Raw genomic sequence first — 17,107 nt, forward strand, 5'->3', positions numbered from 1 at the left:
CGGCCGCCGGACTCCCTCCGCCGTTCCCTTCACCTCATCGCGGGGCCATGTCCCCGTGCGCTCACAGGAGTTGTCGCCATGTCATCCGCCCTGTCCGATTCCCCGGCTTCCGCCCGCATCACCGCCCTGGACGTGCTGGACGTGCGTTTCCCGACGTCCGAGCACCTGGACGGGTCGGACGCGATGAACCCCGAACCCGACTACTCCGCCGCCTACGTCGTCCTGCGCACCGACGCCGGCGACGGACTGGAGGGCCACGCCCTGGCCTTCACCACCGGCCGCGGCAACGATGTCCAAGCCGCCGCCATCGCGGCCCTCGCCCCGCACGTGGTGGGCCTGTCGGTCGACGCGGTCTGCGCCGACCTCGGCGCGTTCTCCAACTCCCTCGTCCACGACCCCCAACTGCGCTGGCTCGGCCCGGAGAAGGGCGCCATCCACATGGCCACCGGCGCGGTCGTCAACGCCGCCTGGGACCTGGCCGCCAAGCGGGCCGGCAAGCCCGTGTGGCGCTTCCTCGGCGAGATGTCGCCGGAGGAACTGGTCGCACAGGTCGACTTCCGCTGGCTGTCCGACGCCCTCACCCCCGAGGAGGCCCTGGAGATCCTGCGCCGCGCCGAGCCCGGCCGCGAGCAGCGCATCGGCCGCCTGCTCGACCAGGGCTACCCCGCCTACACCACCACCCCCGGCTGGCTCGGCTACTCCGACGAGAAGCTGGCACGCCTGGCCCGCGAGGCCGTCGCCGACGGCTTCACCCAGATCAAGCTGAAGGTCGGTGCGGACCTGGAGGACGACGTACGCCGCATGCGCACCGCCCGCGAGACGGTCGGCGACGGCATCCGCATCGCCGTGGACGCCAACCAGCGATGGGACGTCCAGCCCGCGATCGACTGGATGAGCGCCCTGGCCCCCTACCAGCCGTACTGGATCGAGGAGCCCACCTCACCCGACGACATCCTGGGCCACGCAGCCGTACGCAGGGCTGTCAGCCCCATCAAGGTCGCCACCGGCGAGCACATCGCCAACCGGGTCGTCTTCAAGCAGCTCCTCCAGGCCGGCGCGGTGGACATCGTGCAGATCGACTCCGCGCGGGTAGGCGGCGTCAACGAGAACATCGCGATCCTGCTGCTCGCCGCCAAGTTCGGCGTCCCGGTCTGCCCGCACGCGGGCGGCGTCGGCCTGTGCGAGATGGTCCAGCACCTGTCGATGTTCGACTACGTCGCCGTCTCCGGCACCACCGAGGACCGTGTCATCGAGTACGTCGACCACCTGCACGAGCACTTCGTCGACCCGGTGCGCATCGTCGACGGCCACTACCTGGCGCCGACGCTGCCGGGGCTGAGCGCGCAGATGCACCCCGAGTCCCTCAAGGAGTACGCCTACCCCGACGGCCCCGTCTGGACCGCTCGTGCCTGACACCCACGGCCTCGTCGACGCCCACCACCACGTCTGGGACCTGGACGTCCGGCCACAGCCCTGGCTGGACGAGCCCGCGCACGAGCCGATCCGCCGCACCTTCGGTTCGCTCGACCTGCGATCGGCCGCGACCCGGCCGATCGCCGGACGGCGACTGACGAGCACGATCGTCGTCCAGTGCGTCGCCTCCGTGCCCGAGACCCGCGACCTCCTCGCCCTGGCCTACGGCGACCCGCTGATCGGTGCCGTGGTCGGCTGGGCGGACCTGACGTCCCCCGCGATCGGCGACGTACTCGACGACCTGCGGTCCGGGCAGGCGGGCCGGTACCTGCGCGCCGTACGGCACGTCGTGCAGGGCGAGTCCGACCCCCACTGGCTCCAACGGCCGGACGTGGAAAGGGGGTTGCGGGCGGTCGGGGAGCGCGGGCTCGGATACGACGTGCTGGTCCGCAGCCACCAGCTTCCGCAGGCAGTCCGTCTCGCGGAACGGCTCCCCGAGCTGCCGCTCGTCCTTGACCACGCCGGCAAGCCACCGCTCGCCGCGCAGGACCTCACCGACTGGACCCGGCTGGTACGCGCACTGGCCACGCATCCCCAGGTCCGCTGCAAGGTCTCGGGGCTGATCACCGAGGCGGACCACGAGAAGTGGACCGTCGACGACATCCGCCCCGTGTGGGACGTCCTGCTCTCCGCCTTCGGCCCCGACCGGCTGATGTTCGGCTCCGACTGGCCGGTCGCCAACCTCGCGGGTGGCTGGAACCGCTGGGCCGCCACGGTCGAGGAACTCCTCGACGACTGCTCCGGTACCGAGATCCACGCGGTGCTCGCCGGCACCGCGACCGCCTTCTACCGCCTGGCCCCTGATCCGACTGATCCGACTGACCCGACGAAGGAGGGGGCGTCGTGCTCCTGACGGAACTACTGCACCCCGGGGTCCTCGAGTCCCTCGCCGGAGCCGGCCACGGCGCCCGCGTCCTGCTCGCCGACGGCCACTACCCCGCGAGCACCGCCACCGGCGAGCGCGCCCGCACCGTCCACCTCAACCTGGCCCCCGGCCTGCTCGACGTCACCACCGTCCTCGACGTCCTGCTGCGCGCCCTGCCCGTCGAGTCGGCCCACGTCATGGTGCCGCCCGAGGGAGAACCGGAGCCGCCCGCCATCGCCGAGTACCGCTCGATGCTGGCGCCCGTCCCGGTCGACACGCTCGGCCGCTTCGAGTTCTACGACGCCGCCCGCTCGCCCGACCTGGCGCTGGCGATCGTCACCGCCGACACCCGTACCTACGCCAACCTGCTGCTGACCATCGGCGTCCGCGCTGAAGGGACCCTGACGACACGATGACACTCGCCGCCCGTTACATGTCCGCCCGCACCCTGGACACGGCTCCCGTCGAGCCCTCCCCGCCGGGTCCCGGCGAGGTGGAGCTGGCGCCCGCCTACGTCGGTATCTGCGGCACCGACCTGCACATCTTCCACGGCGACATGGACGCCCGGGTCCAGACGCCCGCCGTCCTGGGGCACGAGATGTCCGGCCGCGTCGTGAGCGTCGGGCCGGGCGTGGCGGGCTGGCGGCCCGGAGACGCGGTCACCGTCATGCCGCTGCGCTGGGACGACACCTGCCCGGCCTGCCGTGCCGGCCATCAACACGTCTGCCAGCACCTGGACTTCATCGGCATCGACTCCCCGGGGGCGATGCAGCAGCGCTGGACGGTGCCCGCCTCGACGTTGATCCGGCTGCCGGAGTCGCTGGCCCTGGACCGGGCCGCGCTCGTCGAACCGACGGCGGTGGCCGTACACGATGTGGGCCGGGCGAAGGTCGCCGAGGGCGAGAAGGTCGTGGTGGTCGGCGGCGGGCCGGTCGGCATCCTGATCGCGCTGGTCGCGCGGGCCGCGGGCGCCGAGGTCCGGGTGGTGGAGCTGAGCGCCCACCGTCGGCTGCTGGCCGAGGAGTTGGGGCTGACGGCGTGGGACCCGGCCGCCGACGACGTTCCGGAGCTGGTGGGGGAGTGGACCGGGGAGGCGGGCGCGGACGTCGCCTTCGAGGTGTCCGGCGCGGCGGGCGGCGTGGACACGGCCGTGGACGTCCTCGGGGTGCGTGGCCGGTTGTGCCTCGTCGCCATCCACCCCCGCCCCCGCGAGGTCAACCTGCACCGCTTCTTCTGGCGCGAACTCACCCTCATCGGCGCCCGGTTGTACGACCGCGGCGACTTCGAGAAGGCGGTGGCCCTGGTGGCGGACGGCACGATCCCCGCCGAGCGACTGATCAGCAAGGTGGTGCCGCTCGCGCAGGCGCCCGCCGCGTTCGAGGCCCTGGAGGGCGGCGGCAACGTGATGAAGATCCTCGTGGACTGCACCGACGACGCCCAGGGAGTGGCCGTATGACCGCCTTCGACCTCACCGGAAAGCTCGCCGTCGTCACCGGAGCCCGGCGCGGCATCGGCCGGGCCATGGCCCGCGCGCTCGCGGGCGCCGGCGCCGACATCATCGGCGTGAGCGCCTCGCTGGAGGAGTCCGACAGCGAGGTGGAGAAGGACGTCCTCGCCGCCGGCCGCACGTTCGAGGCGATCCGCACCGACTTCGCCGACCCCGAGGCCGTACGGGCCATGGGCGCGGACCTCGCCGGGCGGGAGCGCCCGGTGGACATCCTGGTCAACAACGCCGGCACGATCCGCCGTGCCCCGGCCGCCGAACACGACGATGCGGACTGGGAGTTGGTGCTTCAGGTCAACCTCAACGCGCAGTTCGCGCTGACCCGGGCGGTCGGCGCCTCGATGGTGGCCCGCGGCCAGGGGAAGGTCATCTTCACCGCCTCGCTGCTCAGCTTCCAGGGCGGCATCACCGTCCCCGGCTACACCGCCGCCAAGCACGGCATCGCCGGCCTGACCAAGGCGCTGGCCAACGAGTGGGCCCCGCGCGGGGTGAACGTCAACGCCCTCGCCCCCGGCTACATCGCCACCGACAACACCCAGGCACTGCAGGACGACCCGGTGCGCAGCAAGGCGATCCTGGACCGGATCCCGGCCGGCCGCTGGGGCGACGCCGACGACCTGGCGGGCGCGACCGTGTTCCTCGCCTCGGACGCCGCCGCCTACGTCCACGGCGTCGTCCTGCCCGTCGACGGCGGATGGCTGGGCCGATGAGCGGCACCGACCTGGCCACCGTACTGGCAGGAGCACGTCTCCTGCCGGTGCTGACCGTGCCGTCCACCGCGACCGCCGGCCCGCTGGCCGACGCACTCGCGGCGGGCGGCGCCCGGTGCGCCGAGGTCACCCTCCGCACCGCAGGCGCCGAGCAGGTACTCAAGGCGATGGCCGCCCATGGCGGGCTCACCGTCGGCGCCGGCACGGTCCTGACGCCCGAGCAGGTGGAGCGGGCCGTGGCGGCCGGGGCGCGCTTCGTGGTCTCGCCCGGCTTCGACGAGGACGTGGTCGCCAAGTGCCACGAGCTGGGGGTGCCCGTGGTGCCCGGCATCGCCACCGCCACCGAGCTGATGCGCGCCCTGAAGGCGGGCCTCGACACCGTCAAGCTCTTCCCCGCCGAGCCGCTCGGCGGAGTACGGACGCTGCGAGCGCTCACGGCTCCCTTCCCCCGGACGCGCTTCGTGCCGACCGGCGGGATCGGAGCTTCCCGGCTGGCCGCCTACCTCGCGCACCCGGCGGTCCTCGCTGTCGGCGGCAGTTGGATGGCCACCGCGGACCACCTTCGGCGGGGCGACTACGAGGAGATCCGCCGACTGACGGCCGACGCGGTGGACAGGAGCACGACGTGATCGACGTGGTGGCCCTCGGCGAGGTGATGCTGCGCTTCGACCCGGGCGAGGGACGGATCCGCACCGCCCGCTCCTTCCAGGTCTGGGAGGGCGGTGGCGAGTACAACGTCGTACGCGGACTGCGGCGCTGCTTCGGCCTGCGCACGGCCGTCGTGACCGCGCTCGCCGACAACGCGGTGGGCCGGCTCGTCGAGGACCTGATGCTCCAGGGCGGCGTCGACACCTCGCTGATCCGCTGGGTGCCCGACGACGGCATCGGCCGCACCGCCCGCAACGGCCTGAACTTCGTCGAGCGCGGCTTCGGGGTCCGCGGCGCGCTCGGCGTCAGCGACCGCGCCCACACCGCCGTCTCCCAGCTGCGGAAGGGCGACGTGGACTGGGACGCGGTGTTCTCGGCCGGGGTGCGCTGGTTCCACACCGGCGGCATCTTCGCGGGCTTGTCCGACACCACGGTGGACGTCGCCGACGAGGCCATGGCCGCGGCCCGATGCCACGATGTCACCGTCTCCTACGACCCCAACCACCGCCCCAGCCTCTGGGCCGGCCGAGGCGGCGCCGACCGGGCCCGCGAGGTCGACCTGCGCCTCGCCCGGCACGCCGACGTCGTGGTGGGCGCCCTGGGCCTGGCCGGGGCGTACCCGGGACAGGCGCGCGTCGGGGCCGACGAGGTGGCGGACGCGCTCGCCGAGGTGGCCGGTCTGCTGCCCGAGGCGAAGGTGCTGGCGACGACCCTGCGCGAGGTGCCCTCGGCCGGCGTCAACGACTGGTCCTCGGCCGCCTGGTCCGCCGAAACCGGCTTCGTCACCGGCCCTCGGATGCCCGGCCTGCAGGTCCTGGACCGCATCGGCTCCGGCGACGCCTTCGCCGCCGGCCTCATCCACGGACTGCTGGGCGGCACCGGCCTGGAGCGCGCCCTGGCCTACGGCACCGCCCACGGCGCGCTGACCATGACCACGCCCGGAGACGTCTCCATGGCCTCGCTCGCCGAGGTCGAGGCGCTCATCGCGGGTGGGTCACCCCACGTCAGACGTTGACGGCGCCCCCTCGCCCGTATCCCAGTCCCAGGAGCACGACTTGCACCACCGGAAGATCCAGAACACGTCCGTCGCACTCACCGAGCTCGGCTTCGGGGCGTCCGTGATCGGCAACCTCTACCGCGTCACACCGGTCGACGACGCGACCGCCGCCGTCGACGTGGCCTGGGAGGCCGGCCTGCGGTACTTCGACACCGCGCCGCACTACGGTCTCGGACTCTCCGAGCGCCGCCTGGGCGCCGCGCTGCGAGGCCGCCCGCGTGACGAGTACGTCATCTCCTCCAAGGTGGGCAGGCTGTTGGTGCCCAACGAGGAGCCGCGTGGCGTCGACACCGAGGGCTTCGTCGTACGGGACGACCTGCGCCGGCAGTGGGACTTCAGCCGCGACGGCGTCCTGCGCTCCATCGAGGACACACTGGAGCGCACCGGCCTGGACCGCCTCGACATCGTCTACCTGCACGATCCGGACGACCACTGGCGGCAGGCGGCCGAGGAGGCCATGCCCACGCTCGCGGAGTTGCGCGACCAGGGCGTGATCGGTGCCATCGGCGCCAGCATGAACCAGTCGGCGATGCTCGCCCGCTTCCTGCGCGAGACGGCCGCCGACGTGGTGATGCTGGCCGGCCGGTACACGCTCCTGGACCAGTCGGCGCTGGACGACGTCCTGCCCGCCGCGCGGGACCTCGGCAAGAGCGTGGTGGCGGTGGGAGTCTTCAACTCGGGACTGCTCTCCCGTGACCGGCCCACCGAGGGCATGAAGTACGACTACCAGGACGCCCCGCCGGCGCTGGTCGTCCGTGCCCGGGCGATCGCCGAGGCCTGCGCGGCACACGGGACCACCCTGCCCGCCGCCGCGATCGCCTTCCCGCACACCCACCCCAGTATCATCAACGTCACCCTCGGCATGCGGACTCCGGAACAGGTCGGACGAAACGTGGAACTCCATGATCAGCGCGTCCCGGACGCCCTCTGGGACGATCTGCGCGCGCAGGGGCTGATCAGGTCGGACGTGCTCGCGGGGCACGGTGGGGGGAGGGATGCGCGGTGTCTCTGACGGACAAGGCGATCGAGCAGATCCGTGAGCTGATCCGGACCGGTGCCCTGCCGCCGGGCTCGAAGCTCCCTCCGGAGCCGGACCTGGCCGCGCAACTGGGCCTGTCCCGCAACCTCGCCCGCGAAGCGGTCAAGGCACTGGCCGTGGCGCGCGTCCTGGAGGTCAGGCGCGGCGACGGCACCTATGTGACCAGCCTCCAGCCGAGCTTGCTGCTGGAGGGGCTCGGCGGTGCGGTGGAGCTGCTGCAGGGCGACTCGGTCGCCCTGCAGGACCTCATGGAGGTACGGCGGCTCCTCGAACCGATGGCCACGGCCCTTGCCGCCACGCGGATCTCCGATGAGCAGCTGGCCGAGGTGAAGCGGCACCTGGACGCCATGCGCGAGGCCCGCGACGACGTCGAAGCGCTCAACGCCCACGACGCCGCCTTCCACCGCGCCGTTGTCTCGGCCACCGGCAACGAGACCCTCCTCACCCTCCTGGAAGGGATCTCCGGCCGCACCCTGCGCGCCCGCATCTGGCGCGGTCTGGTCGACGACAAGGCCGGGGGCCGCACCCTGGCCGAGCACGAGGCGATCTTCAACGCCCTGTCCACCCGTGACGCAGCCCTCAGCCAGGCCGCGGCACTGCTGCACGTGAGCAACACCGAGCAGTGGCTGAGGGAGCACCTGCGCTCGGGCGAACCCCGCCCCTTCGGGACGACAGCGGGGGAGTGACGGGCGGGCGTTGCCCGTACTGCTTCCCACGCCACAGGTGATCGAGGTCGGGTCAGCTCGTCACGCGGAAGGTGGCGTCGCCGCGTCCCGTCGCGGTGGTGATCGGGTCGAGGCGGAGTTGGTACGCGTAGTGGCGGATGTAGCGGTCGGGGTGGTTGTACGACTGGAAGGACGACCAGTTCGAGTCGGCGAGCCCGGCGACCTGGCGGAAGGTGGCGTCCGCGGCGAACTGGGGGGTGCCGTCGTTGTAGACCAACTGGAAGTCGTAGTTGGAGTGCCGCAGGAAGTACCCGGGGAAGTTGACCGACTCGAAGGAGACGGTGCCGGAGCCCGCGAGGCCGGGCCTCAGCCGGAAGCGGGAGTCGTCGGCGGGGCTGACGTTCGGGTCGATGCGCACGTCCATGTTGGCGTGCCGTACGTACCGGTCCTGGAAGTTGAACGACTGGATCCGGTTGACCGCGGTGTTGGGCCAGCGGGCGAGCACACGGCTCTCCTCGGCGGCCGTCAAGTTCAGGATCCAGCCGTGGCGCTTCTTGGTGCCGCCCATGTTGTAGCTTCCCGATGCCTGCTTCTGGTAGGCGGCGGGATTGGACGGGTCGGTCGTCACGACCGGCATGTAACCGCCGTTGCTGGCGTACTGGTCGAGGTAGAGCCCCCACTTGTTCGTGCCGTTGAACTTCATCCACATCGGGCCCTCGACCATCGACCCGGTCAGGCCGATGCTGGAGAGGTCGCCGAGCCGGGTCCAGGTCCCGAGGATTGAGTTGCTGCCCTCGAGGGTGATCTGGCCGTCACCGGAGGCCCGCACGTAGCGGTAGTTGCCCACTCCGGCCGGCGTCTCGATGATCTGGGTGTCGATGATCTCCTGCGTGCCGGGTCGCTCGATGTAGGTCTGCGGGGAGGTGATGGTGCGGAAGTCGCTGGTGTGGGCGTAGTAGATGCGGTGCTTCGTCTTGCCGTTGAGGGGCACGTTTGTCGCCCAGTACAGGACGTAGTCGTTGGTTTCGGGGTTCCAGATAGCCTCGGGTGCCCAGGCGTTGCGGCCGTCGGGGATCGCGCCGGCGACGTTGATCAGCCACGGCTGCGACCAGGTGACCAGGTCCTTCGACTCCCACACCACCAAGTTGCGGCTGCCGTTGTTGATGGCGGCGTTCCAGTCCTGTCCGCAGCTGATGCACAGGTCGGTCGCGATGATCCAGTACTTGCTGCCGTCGGGGGATCTCACGAGTGCGGGGTCGCGCACGCCCTTCGTACCGACCGTGGAGCGCAGGACCATGCCGCCGCCGTTGAGGTCGTTCCAGTGCAGACCGTCCGTGCTGTGCGAGAGGTACATCTGCTGGTTGGTCGCCCCCTCTCCGGTGAAGTGCACCATCAGGTAGCCCGGGTCGGCGGCGACGGCCCGCTGTGCTGTGGTCAGGGCTTGGCCCGTGAAGAGGAGGCATGTGGCGATCAATATCGCCGACAGCCGGGCACGAAGCGCGGACATGGCAACTCCTGTCGTTCTGCGAACGCTCTGCGGCTCTAGCATGTTCGACTAGTCGAACGGTGTTCGTAAGTTCGGGCAGACGTTAAGCGGGGGCAGCGAGAGGCGTCAATACTTCCGGCAACCGGCTTGTGGTTAAGGCCTTAATCACTCAACGTACTGGCCTACGGCCGCCGGGCCGGGCGTCAGGTCGGACATGAGGGGGAGCGGTGGAAGCCACGAGTTCACAGGTGCCGGTGCGCCGGCGCACCGTCCCTCCGGTCGTTGCGGCGCGATGGGCGCTGTGGACCTTTGTCATCGCCAACTTGGCGATCGTCGAGGTCCTGTTCCTCAACGCCGGGACCGGTCAGAACGGGGTGCTCACGGTCGCCAAGTTCTTCGGCCTGCACGCCGCCGTGCTGATGCTGTTCCAACTGCTGCTGGTGGCCAGGCTGCCGTGGCTCGACCGCCGTATCGGAATGGACCGGCTGACGGTGTGGCACCGCTGGGTCGGCTTCACCCTGTTGTGGACCCTCCTCACCCACGCCGTACTGGTGGTGCTGGGTTTCGCCAGGCTCGATGACGCGTCGATGCTGAAGACGTTCTTCGCGCTGGCCGGAGTGCCGGCTTCGCTGCTCGGGATGCTGGCAGCGGCGATCGTCGTCGTGGTCGCCTCGGTCTCCGCCCGAAAGGTCAGGCGGCGGCTGCGGTACGAGACCTGGCACGGCCTGCACCTGCTGCTGTACGTGGCGTTGGGGCTTGCGTTCGTCCACCAGTTGCAGGAGACCACGACCTTCACGTCGTCCGCGTTCGCGAAGATCTACTGGTGGGCCCTGTGGCTGTTCGCGTTCGGTGCCCTGGTCACGGGCCGGATCGTCATGCCTCTGTGGCGCAACGCCTACCACCGGTTCCAAGTCACCGCGGTGATACCGGAGTCGGACGACGTGGTGTCGGTACACGTCACCGGCCGCCACCTCGACAGGCTGCCGGCCCGGGCCGGCCAGTTCTGCATCTGGCGGTTCCCCGGACACCACCACTGGTGGCTGGCGAATCCGTTCTCGCTGTCGGCGGCACCCGACGGACGCACGTTGCGCCTCACCGCCAAGGCGGTCGGCACCGCCAGCGCCGGCCTGCGACACATCCCGGTCGGGAGCCGCGCGTTCGTCGAGGGGCCGTACGGCGCGTTCACCTCGTTGCATCGGACGCGGCCCGGCGCACTCCTGATCGCCGGAGGTGTGGGGATCACGCCGGTGCGGGCCCTGCTGGAGGAGGAGGCGGCCGGCGACGTCGTCGTGCTCTCCCGGGTGCGCAGTGAGGCCGACGCCGTGCTCGTCGACGAGGTACAGGCCCTGGTCGAGGACCGCGGTGGCGAGCTGCACCTGCTGACCGGCCGCACGGGGGAGGGGAGCACGCCGTTCGAGCCGGACGGTCTCCGCGCCCTGGTTCCCGACGTAGCCGAACGGGACGTCTACGTCTGCGGCCCGCCCGCGATGACCTCGGCCGTGCTCACCGCGCTGCGCGGCCTGAAGCTCCCGCACCGGCAGGTACACGCCGAGCGGTTCGGCCTGGTCTGAGAAGTCCGGCTTCCGCGCCGCGTGGCCGGCCGGTACGCAAGCCATGATCGATCCGAATAACCTTCGTCGAGCAGGACTCGGACGTGGGTGATGCACGGCACGGCCTCACTCCAGCCGGGGGACGTCCGCGGCGGCAGACGATTCGACAAAGGAGAGGCCGATGAGCGTTCTCGACGGAATTCTCGCGGGAGTTCGCGAGGACTTGGAAGAGCGTAAGCGTGCGACACCTCTGGCGGAGCTGCGCTCCCGGGCGGCGGACGCGGCACCCGCGCTCGACCCGCTGCCCGGTTTCCGGGCGCCCGGGGTGTCCGTCATCGCCGAGGTGAAGCGCAAGAGCCCCAGCAAGGGAGCGCTGGCGGACATCCCCGACCCCGCGTCCCTGGCGGCCCAGTACGCGGCCGGCGGTGCCGCCGCGATCAGCGTGCTCACCGAGAGCAGGCGGTTCGGCGGTTCGCTCGCGGATCTGGACGCCGTACGCGCCCGGGTCGACGTGCCCGTCCTGCGCAAGGATTTCATCGTCGACCCCTATCAGCTGTGGGAGGCCCGTGCGCACGGCGCCGACCTTGCGCTTCTCATGGTCGTGTCGCTGGACGACGCCCAGCTCGCCGACCTGATGGCACTGTGCAAGGAGTTGGGTCTCACACCGCTCGTGGAGGCCCACACGGCCGACGAGGTGCGCCGCGCCGTCGCCGCGGGAGCCGAGCTGCTGGGCATCAATGCGCGGGACCTGACGACGCTGGACGTGGACCGCAAGGTGTTCGCCGAGCTCGCGCCGGCCATCCCGGAAGGCACCGTAAAGGTCGCCGAGTCCGGCGTGACGGGCCCCAAGGACGTGGCGGAGTACCGCGGTTGGGGAGCCGACGTGGTGCTGGTCGGTGAGGCACTGGTCCGCTCCGGCGACCCGAGCACCGCCGTGCGCGACTTCATCGAGGCGGCCGGGGCGTAACGCCGAACGGCACCCCCGCACCCAACCCGACACCTTCCCCGAGGAGCCCTCCATGACCGCTGCCTTCCACGTCCTGACCACCGGCTACGCCGACGAGCGGGTGGCCGGCACCGTCACCCTGCTCGTCGACGGGGAGAAGGTCGTGATTGTCGATCCCGGCATGGTCGCGGACCGCCGGCTCATCCTGGACCCGCTCGCGCACCACGAGCTGAACCCGGAAGACGTGACCGACGTGATCTTCAGTCACCACCATCCGGACCACACGCTGAACGCGGCCCTGTTCCCCGAGGCCCGCTTCCACGACCACATGGCGATCTACCAGAACGACATCTGGGAGGACCGTGCCGCCGACGGATACCAGGTGTCGCCGTCGATCACTCTCATGACGACCCCCGGCCACACCGTCGAGGACGTCAGCACCCTGGTCATGGCCGACGAGGGCCTGGTGGTCCTGACCCACCTGTGGTGGACCGCCGAGGGGCCGGCCGACGACCCCTTCGCGCCCGACCGCGAGCAGCTGCGGGCGGCCAGGGAGAAGGTCCTCGCTCTCGGCCCGGCGCTGATCGTGCCGGGCCACGGCGCACCGTTCGTGCCGTCGGAGTCGACGCCCGTCTAGGCGGCCGCCTACCTTCGTCGCCCAGCCATGAACCATCGGCCGATTCCGTCCCGCCCTCCCGCTTCCCACACTGATACCGGCCCCGGGGGTGAAGGGGGAGGCGGGCGCACATGAGAATCAGCCGGGCTCGGTTCCTGGCCATGGCTTCGGCGGCGGTCGGCACGCTCCTGCTGCCGACCACCAGAGCGGCGGCGATGATCCGAATCGTCCACGGCGAACGGACGCCACCGTGCCGCGGCAGCAGCCACGGCGGATCGTCCACGAAGGCGCCGTGGGCCGACCGTTGAACGGCCGAACGCGCCCCGACCCCTCGTGTGGGGGCCGGGGCGCGTCGCTCTGCGTGGGGTCAGTGCCCTTGGCAGAAGCAACCCCGTCGTGCAACTGGTACGCCGCGCCCGCGGTGTGCATGACCAGCGACTGGGACCGGGTCAGCCCTTCGCGGGCGTTGAGCGGCGGCTGGTTCTGCTCCGGGTTGCTGCGGTCTATCGCGGTGGCGATCTGGGTGAAGGAGCCAGTGGGTCCACCGGCCAGTCCGAGCCACCGGCCAGCAGGGCCCCCGCCTTGGCCAGGCTGCGAGCCGCGTACAGGCGCTCGTATCGCTCCGGCCCGATGAAGGGGCGCAGCGCGTCGTTCGTGAACGAGGAGGGCATCGCCCACTGCAACGTCACCGTGGATGTGGCTCAACACGCCGATGGACGGCGTCATCCACGTCGATCCGCGCGCGCAGGACCCGGTGCGTTCCCTCCTGCGGGAGCGTGGCATACCGATGGTCAGCGAGGGCCGGCCACCCCAGCCGCACTGGAGCGACGCGTGGGTGGACACCGACCACGAAGCCGGTCTGCGCCTGCTCCTCGGTCACGTCGCGGAGTCCGGCGCCCGCCGGATCGGGCCCTCGCTGCCCCTGCACGACGACGCGTACCCGCGCCTGATCGCGCAGGCCTACCGGGCCTGGTGCGACGAACACGGCATGCCCGCCCTCGTGGAGGAGTACGCCCCGCTGCCCGACCCCTTCACGGCCGAACAGGACGCGGTCAGCCGGCTGCTCGACCACGAGCGACGACCGGACGCCGTCGTCGGCGTCTACTCCGACTCCGGTCACAACATCCTCGCCGCCGCTCGCTGCCACCGGCTCCGCGTACCGCAGGACCTGCTGGTGGCATGCGTCAGCGAGGATCCGGATTACGCGGCGGCCACCCCGCCCGTCACCACGCTCAGCCTCCGCCCGGACCTGGTGGGCGACACGGCGGTCGACCTGCTGATCGCCGTCATCAACGCCCGCAGCGGCGTGGACCGGCACCGGCTCGTGCAACCGGTGCTGCTTCCTCGACGGTCCACACGGGGGGCGGTGCGACGGAGGAGCGGCACACCGTGACCGCACGATTCCGGAACGCGGCCGGTTGAGGGGGGTGTGCGGTGGCGGGATGCTGGAGGCAGCGCCCGTGAGGGGCGACGCAGTGCTGTGCTGTGTGGCTGCGAGAACTAGGTCGTGGTACCGCCATGGACAACGAGCCCGACACCACCGCGGCAGCGAGGGGTGCGGGACCACCTGAGGACTTCGCCGTCGTCATCGACACCCGCGGAGCCGTCATGGCGTGGGGCGCCGGGGCGGGGCGCCTGCTCGGGTACGAGGCCGACGAGGTGATCGGCCGGCCGGCCGCTTACCTTCTGGCCGCGAAGCTCCCCATCGCGTTGCGGCGCCACTTGGCCGCGCGGGAGCCGTGGACGAGCGACGTGGCGCTGCGGAAACGGGACGGAGACCACGTCAAGCTGCAGCTTCGGGGCATTCCGCTGGCGGACGGGGGCGGTGGGACCCATTGGGTCGTAAGCCCGGCGGCGAGGACATACCCCGCCGCGCCGGCCGATGCGGGGACTGCGGAGCTGTGGGACCTCACGCTCGCGCAGCTGCCGTTGCCCGTGGCGGTATACGACCATGAGGCTCGGTTCGTGGCCTGCAACCAGGTGATGAGCCGTGCCATGGGGCTCACGCAGGAGGAGATGAGGGGTCTGACGCTGTGGGAGATCTATCCTGTCCCCCCGCTGGACGAGATCGACCGCCTCCAGCGGCAGGTGGTGCGCACCGGTGAGATGGTCTTCCGCGAGGAGCAGCCTTTTCGGGCGTCCGGGGAGGTCCGCGATCACGCGTGGTCGGTCTATCTGTCACCGCTGAAGGACCGGGCGGGCGCGGTGCTGGGACTGTCGGCCGTGGTGATCGACATCACCGAGCAGTACTGGGCCCGCCGCCGCCTCGCGGTGCTCAACGAGGCCAGCACGCGCATCGGCAGCTCCCTGGACGTGACCCGGACAACCGAGGAACTGGCCGAGGTCGCGGTGGCCGGCTTCGCCGACTTCGTCACCGTCGACCTGCTGGAGTCGGTCGTCCAGGGACACGAGCCGCAGCCGATCCCGCCCGACACAGAAGTGCAATGCCGTCGGATCGCGCAACGGTCGGTGCTCGCGGGTTGCCCGGAATCCGTGGTGCGGGCGGGCGACCTCGACGCCTACCCTCCCGGCTCACCGCCTGCCCGGGCGCTGAGCACCGGCCAGGGTGCCCACTACCGTGCCGGCGACCCGGAGCTGCGCGGGTGGGCGACGGCCTCCCCGGCCCGTGCCGAGAGCATGCGACGGTTCAGGATCCACTCGGTGATGATGGTGCCGCTGCGAGCCCGGGGGGTCACCCTGGGCGTGATGCACCTGCTGCGGCACCGTACGGCGGACCCCTTCGGCGAGGACGATCTGGTTCTGGCCGAGGAGATCGCCGCCAGGGCCGCGGTGAGTATCGACAACGCGCGCCGCTACACCCGCGAACGCCGGACCGCGATCACTCTCCAGCGCAGTCTGCTGCCCGAGCGGCTGCCACGAGCGCAGGCGGTGGACCTTGCCTACCGGTACCTTCCCGCCGGTGCGGGGGACGAGATCTGCGGAGACTGGTTCGACGTCATCGCGCTGTCCGGGGGACGGGTCGCGCTGGTGGTGGGCGACGTGGTCGGCCACGGCGTGCACGCCTCGGCCACGATGGGCCGCCTGCGCACCGCGGTACGGACCCTCGCCGACGCCGACTTCACGCCCGACGAGCTGCTCACCCGGCTGGACGACCTGGTCATCCGGCTCGACCGGGAGGAAGGCCCGGACACCCGGGGCCAGCCGGAAGGGGCCTCGGGAGAGGTGGGGGCGACCTGCCTCTACGCCGTCTACGACCCTGTCGCCGGCCACTGCGACATGGCCCGCGCCGGGCACCCTCCACCCGTACTGGTCGCCCCCGACGGCACCGTACGAGTTCTGGACCTGCCCGCCGGGCCACCGCTGGGCCTGGGCGGACTGCCCTTCGAGGCAGCTCGATTCGAGGTGGGCGAGGGCAGCCTGCTCGCCCTTTACACCGACGGTCTGATCGAGGCGCCCGGCCGGGACATCGACGTCGGACTGGAGCTGCTGACCGAAGCGCTGCGCTGCTCTGCCGCGGGACTGGAGGAAACCTGCGACGAGGTCATGCGCAAGGTACGGCCCGACCCGCCGGCCGACGACATCGTCCTGCTGCTGGCGCGCACCTCCGGTCTCGGTGCGCACCAGGTCCGTGTCTGGCGACTGCCCGTGGATCCCGCGACCGTCGCCGGGGCCCGCCGGATGGCGAGCGAACAGCTGGCGGCCTGGGGGCTGGCCGAGCTGGAGTTCGCCACCGAGCTGATCGTCAGCGAGCTGGTCACCAACGCCATCCGCTACGGCAGCGCCCCCATCGACCTGCGGCTCATCCGCGCCGACGTGCTCATCTGTGAAGTCTCCGACGGCAGCAGCACCGCCCCGCACCTGCGGCGGGCCCGGGTCTTCGACGAGGGCGGACGCGGACTGCTGCTCGTCGCGCAGGTGTCCGAGCGCTGGGGCAGCCGCCACACCGCCACCGGCAAGACGATCTGGGCCGAACAGTCTCTGCCTCACTGACAGAGGAGAGGTAGGTCGCGGGGACCGCGCCGCAAGGTTACGGGCCGCAGAAGACTGAATGCGGGCATCGCCACGCGATGAGAAGTTGCCTGCGCGGGGCGGGAGTCAGACTCATCGGACAGGCCCTGTACGTTGGAGCGCGCCCCCTTCATTCGCAGGCTGCAAGGGTCGAGGAGCCCGTGGGGAAGTTCGCCCCGAGGTGACGAGGAGTCCAGAGAAGATGGAATTCGCCGAGGCCGTGGACACAGTTCTGCGGGACCTCCGGGCGCAGTGCGCGGTGCAGCCGGAGATACGTTGGGATGACGGGATCGGGATCACGCTCTGGGCCCCGGACGGTTCGGGCCAGGGTCTGACTCCACATCCGGAGGGCACCACCGCGGAGTTGCTCGCGCACCTGGCGGATCAGGTGCAGGACTGGGCGGTGGAGGCACTGTGGTCCGAAGGTGCGTCGGCGGTCTGGCCGCAGTGCCCGACACACCCGGACACACATCCGCTGGCGGCGACTCTCCGCACAGACACGGCGGTGTGGGTATGCCCGAAGCGGGGAACGACGGTGGCGCGTATCGGGGAATTGAAGACCCGGTAGAGCGGTTCGCA

Annotated in this window: 17 protein-coding genes; 16 read left to right on the top strand and 1 reads right to left on the bottom strand. The window is 71.2% G+C overall.

All coding sequences use genetic code 11. The features are described from left to right. Nucleotides 1-78: 78 nt before the first annotated feature. Genes EJ357_RS45935 through EJ357_RS45975 form a run of 9 tightly spaced genes read left to right on the top strand, consistent with a single transcriptional unit; the run spans nucleotide 79 to nucleotide 7,982 of the window. Nucleotides 79-1,413 (top strand): L-fuconate dehydratase, encoded by a 1,335-nt coding sequence (locus EJ357_RS45935; RefSeq protein ID WP_126398574.1) that lies wholly within the window; start codon nucleotides 79-81, stop codon nucleotides 1,411-1,413. Beyond that, nucleotides 1,406-2,326, top strand: a complete 921-nt coding sequence (locus tag EJ357_RS45940) for an amidohydrolase family protein (protein WP_126398576.1) — start codon at nucleotides 1,406-1,408, stop codon at nucleotides 2,324-2,326. Before EJ357_RS45935 ends, EJ357_RS45940 begins: the two co-directional genes overlap by 8 nt. Continuing rightward, entirely contained in the window at nucleotides 2,317-2,754 is a 438-nt protein-coding gene (locus tag EJ357_RS45945; protein WP_126398578.1) for an RbsD/FucU domain-containing protein, read from the top strand. The genes EJ357_RS45940 and EJ357_RS45945 overlap by 10 nt, the downstream gene beginning before the upstream one ends. Next, nucleotides 2,751-3,794: a zinc-dependent alcohol dehydrogenase gene (locus EJ357_RS45950; RefSeq protein ID WP_126398580.1), complete on the top strand. Its 1,044-nt coding sequence runs from the start codon at nucleotides 2,751-2,753 to the stop codon at nucleotides 3,792-3,794. Before EJ357_RS45945 ends, EJ357_RS45950 begins: the two co-directional genes overlap by 4 nt. Next, a complete protein-coding gene (locus EJ357_RS45955) occupies nucleotides 3,791-4,552 on the top strand; it encodes an SDR family oxidoreductase (protein WP_126398582.1) in 762 nt (253 codons plus the stop codon). The genes EJ357_RS45950 and EJ357_RS45955 overlap by 4 nt, the downstream gene beginning before the upstream one ends. Continuing rightward, nucleotides 4,549-5,181, top strand: coding sequence for a bifunctional 4-hydroxy-2-oxoglutarate aldolase/2-dehydro-3-deoxy-phosphogluconate aldolase (locus tag EJ357_RS45960; RefSeq protein WP_126398584.1), 633 nt, complete (start codon nucleotides 4,549-4,551; stop codon nucleotides 5,179-5,181). Before EJ357_RS45955 ends, EJ357_RS45960 begins: the two co-directional genes overlap by 4 nt. Then, complete coding sequence (locus EJ357_RS45965; RefSeq protein ID WP_126398586.1) at nucleotides 5,178-6,215, top strand: sugar kinase; 1,038 nt, start codon at nucleotides 5,178-5,180, stop codon at nucleotides 6,213-6,215. The genes EJ357_RS45960 and EJ357_RS45965 overlap by 4 nt, the downstream gene beginning before the upstream one ends. A 40-nt stretch (nucleotides 6,216-6,255) precedes the next feature. Next, complete coding sequence (locus tag EJ357_RS45970) at nucleotides 6,256-7,269, top strand: aldo/keto reductase (protein ID WP_126398588.1); 1,014 nt, start codon at nucleotides 6,256-6,258, stop codon at nucleotides 7,267-7,269. Then, nucleotides 7,260-7,982, top strand: coding sequence for a FadR/GntR family transcriptional regulator (locus EJ357_RS45975; RefSeq protein WP_126398590.1), 723 nt, complete (start codon nucleotides 7,260-7,262; stop codon nucleotides 7,980-7,982). The genes EJ357_RS45970 and EJ357_RS45975 overlap by 10 nt, the downstream gene beginning before the upstream one ends. Before the next feature lie 52 nt (nucleotides 7,983-8,034). On the opposite strand, the gene EJ357_RS45980 is transcribed toward EJ357_RS45975, so the two are convergent. Continuing rightward, nucleotides 8,035-9,468, bottom strand: coding sequence for a glycoside hydrolase family 43 protein (locus EJ357_RS45980; protein WP_126398592.1), 1,434 nt, complete (start codon nucleotides 9,466-9,468; stop codon nucleotides 8,035-8,037). 233 nt (nucleotides 9,469-9,701) lie between these two features. On the opposite strand from EJ357_RS45980, the gene EJ357_RS45985 reads away from it, so the two are divergent. From EJ357_RS45985 to EJ357_RS46010, 7 genes are all read left to right on the top strand, one after another. Further along, the gene (locus EJ357_RS45985; protein WP_126400925.1) at nucleotides 9,702-11,018 is read left to right on the top strand and encodes a ferredoxin reductase family protein; all 1,317 of its coding nucleotides are present in this window, start codon (nucleotides 9,702-9,704) and stop codon (nucleotides 11,016-11,018) included. A 160-nt stretch (nucleotides 11,019-11,178) separates the two neighbouring features. Next, a complete protein-coding gene (gene trpC, locus EJ357_RS45990) occupies nucleotides 11,179-11,964 on the top strand; it encodes an indole-3-glycerol phosphate synthase TrpC (RefSeq protein ID WP_126398594.1) in 786 nt (261 codons plus the stop codon). A gap of 52 nt (nucleotides 11,965-12,016) precedes the next feature. Further along, nucleotides 12,017-12,580, top strand: coding sequence for an MBL fold metallo-hydrolase (locus EJ357_RS45995; RefSeq protein WP_126398596.1), 564 nt, complete (start codon nucleotides 12,017-12,019; stop codon nucleotides 12,578-12,580). 110 nt (nucleotides 12,581-12,690) lie between these two features. Continuing rightward, nucleotides 12,691-12,867, top strand: coding sequence for a hypothetical protein (locus EJ357_RS48755; RefSeq protein ID WP_175647772.1), 177 nt, complete (start codon nucleotides 12,691-12,693; stop codon nucleotides 12,865-12,867). Nucleotides 12,868-13,253: 386 nt separating this feature from the next. After that, a complete protein-coding gene (locus EJ357_RS46000) occupies nucleotides 13,254-13,952 on the top strand; it encodes a substrate-binding domain-containing protein (protein ID WP_228472820.1) in 699 nt (232 codons plus the stop codon). A 125-nt stretch (nucleotides 13,953-14,077) separates the two neighbouring features. After that, on the top strand, nucleotides 14,078-16,510 hold the full coding sequence (locus EJ357_RS46005; protein WP_126398598.1) for a SpoIIE family protein phosphatase: 2,433 nt from the start codon (nucleotides 14,078-14,080) through the stop codon (nucleotides 16,508-16,510). A 220-nt stretch (nucleotides 16,511-16,730) separates the two neighbouring features. Beyond that, entirely contained in the window at nucleotides 16,731-17,096 is a 366-nt protein-coding gene (locus tag EJ357_RS46010; protein WP_126398600.1) for a hypothetical protein, read from the top strand. The last annotated feature ends 11 nt before the right edge of the window (nucleotides 17,097-17,107 follow it).

Origin of the sequence: Streptomyces cyaneochromogenes, from assembly GCF_003963535.1 — a bacterium.
GTDB classification, from domain to species: domain Bacteria; phylum Actinomycetota; class Actinomycetes; order Streptomycetales; family Streptomycetaceae; genus Streptomyces; species Streptomyces shaanxiensis.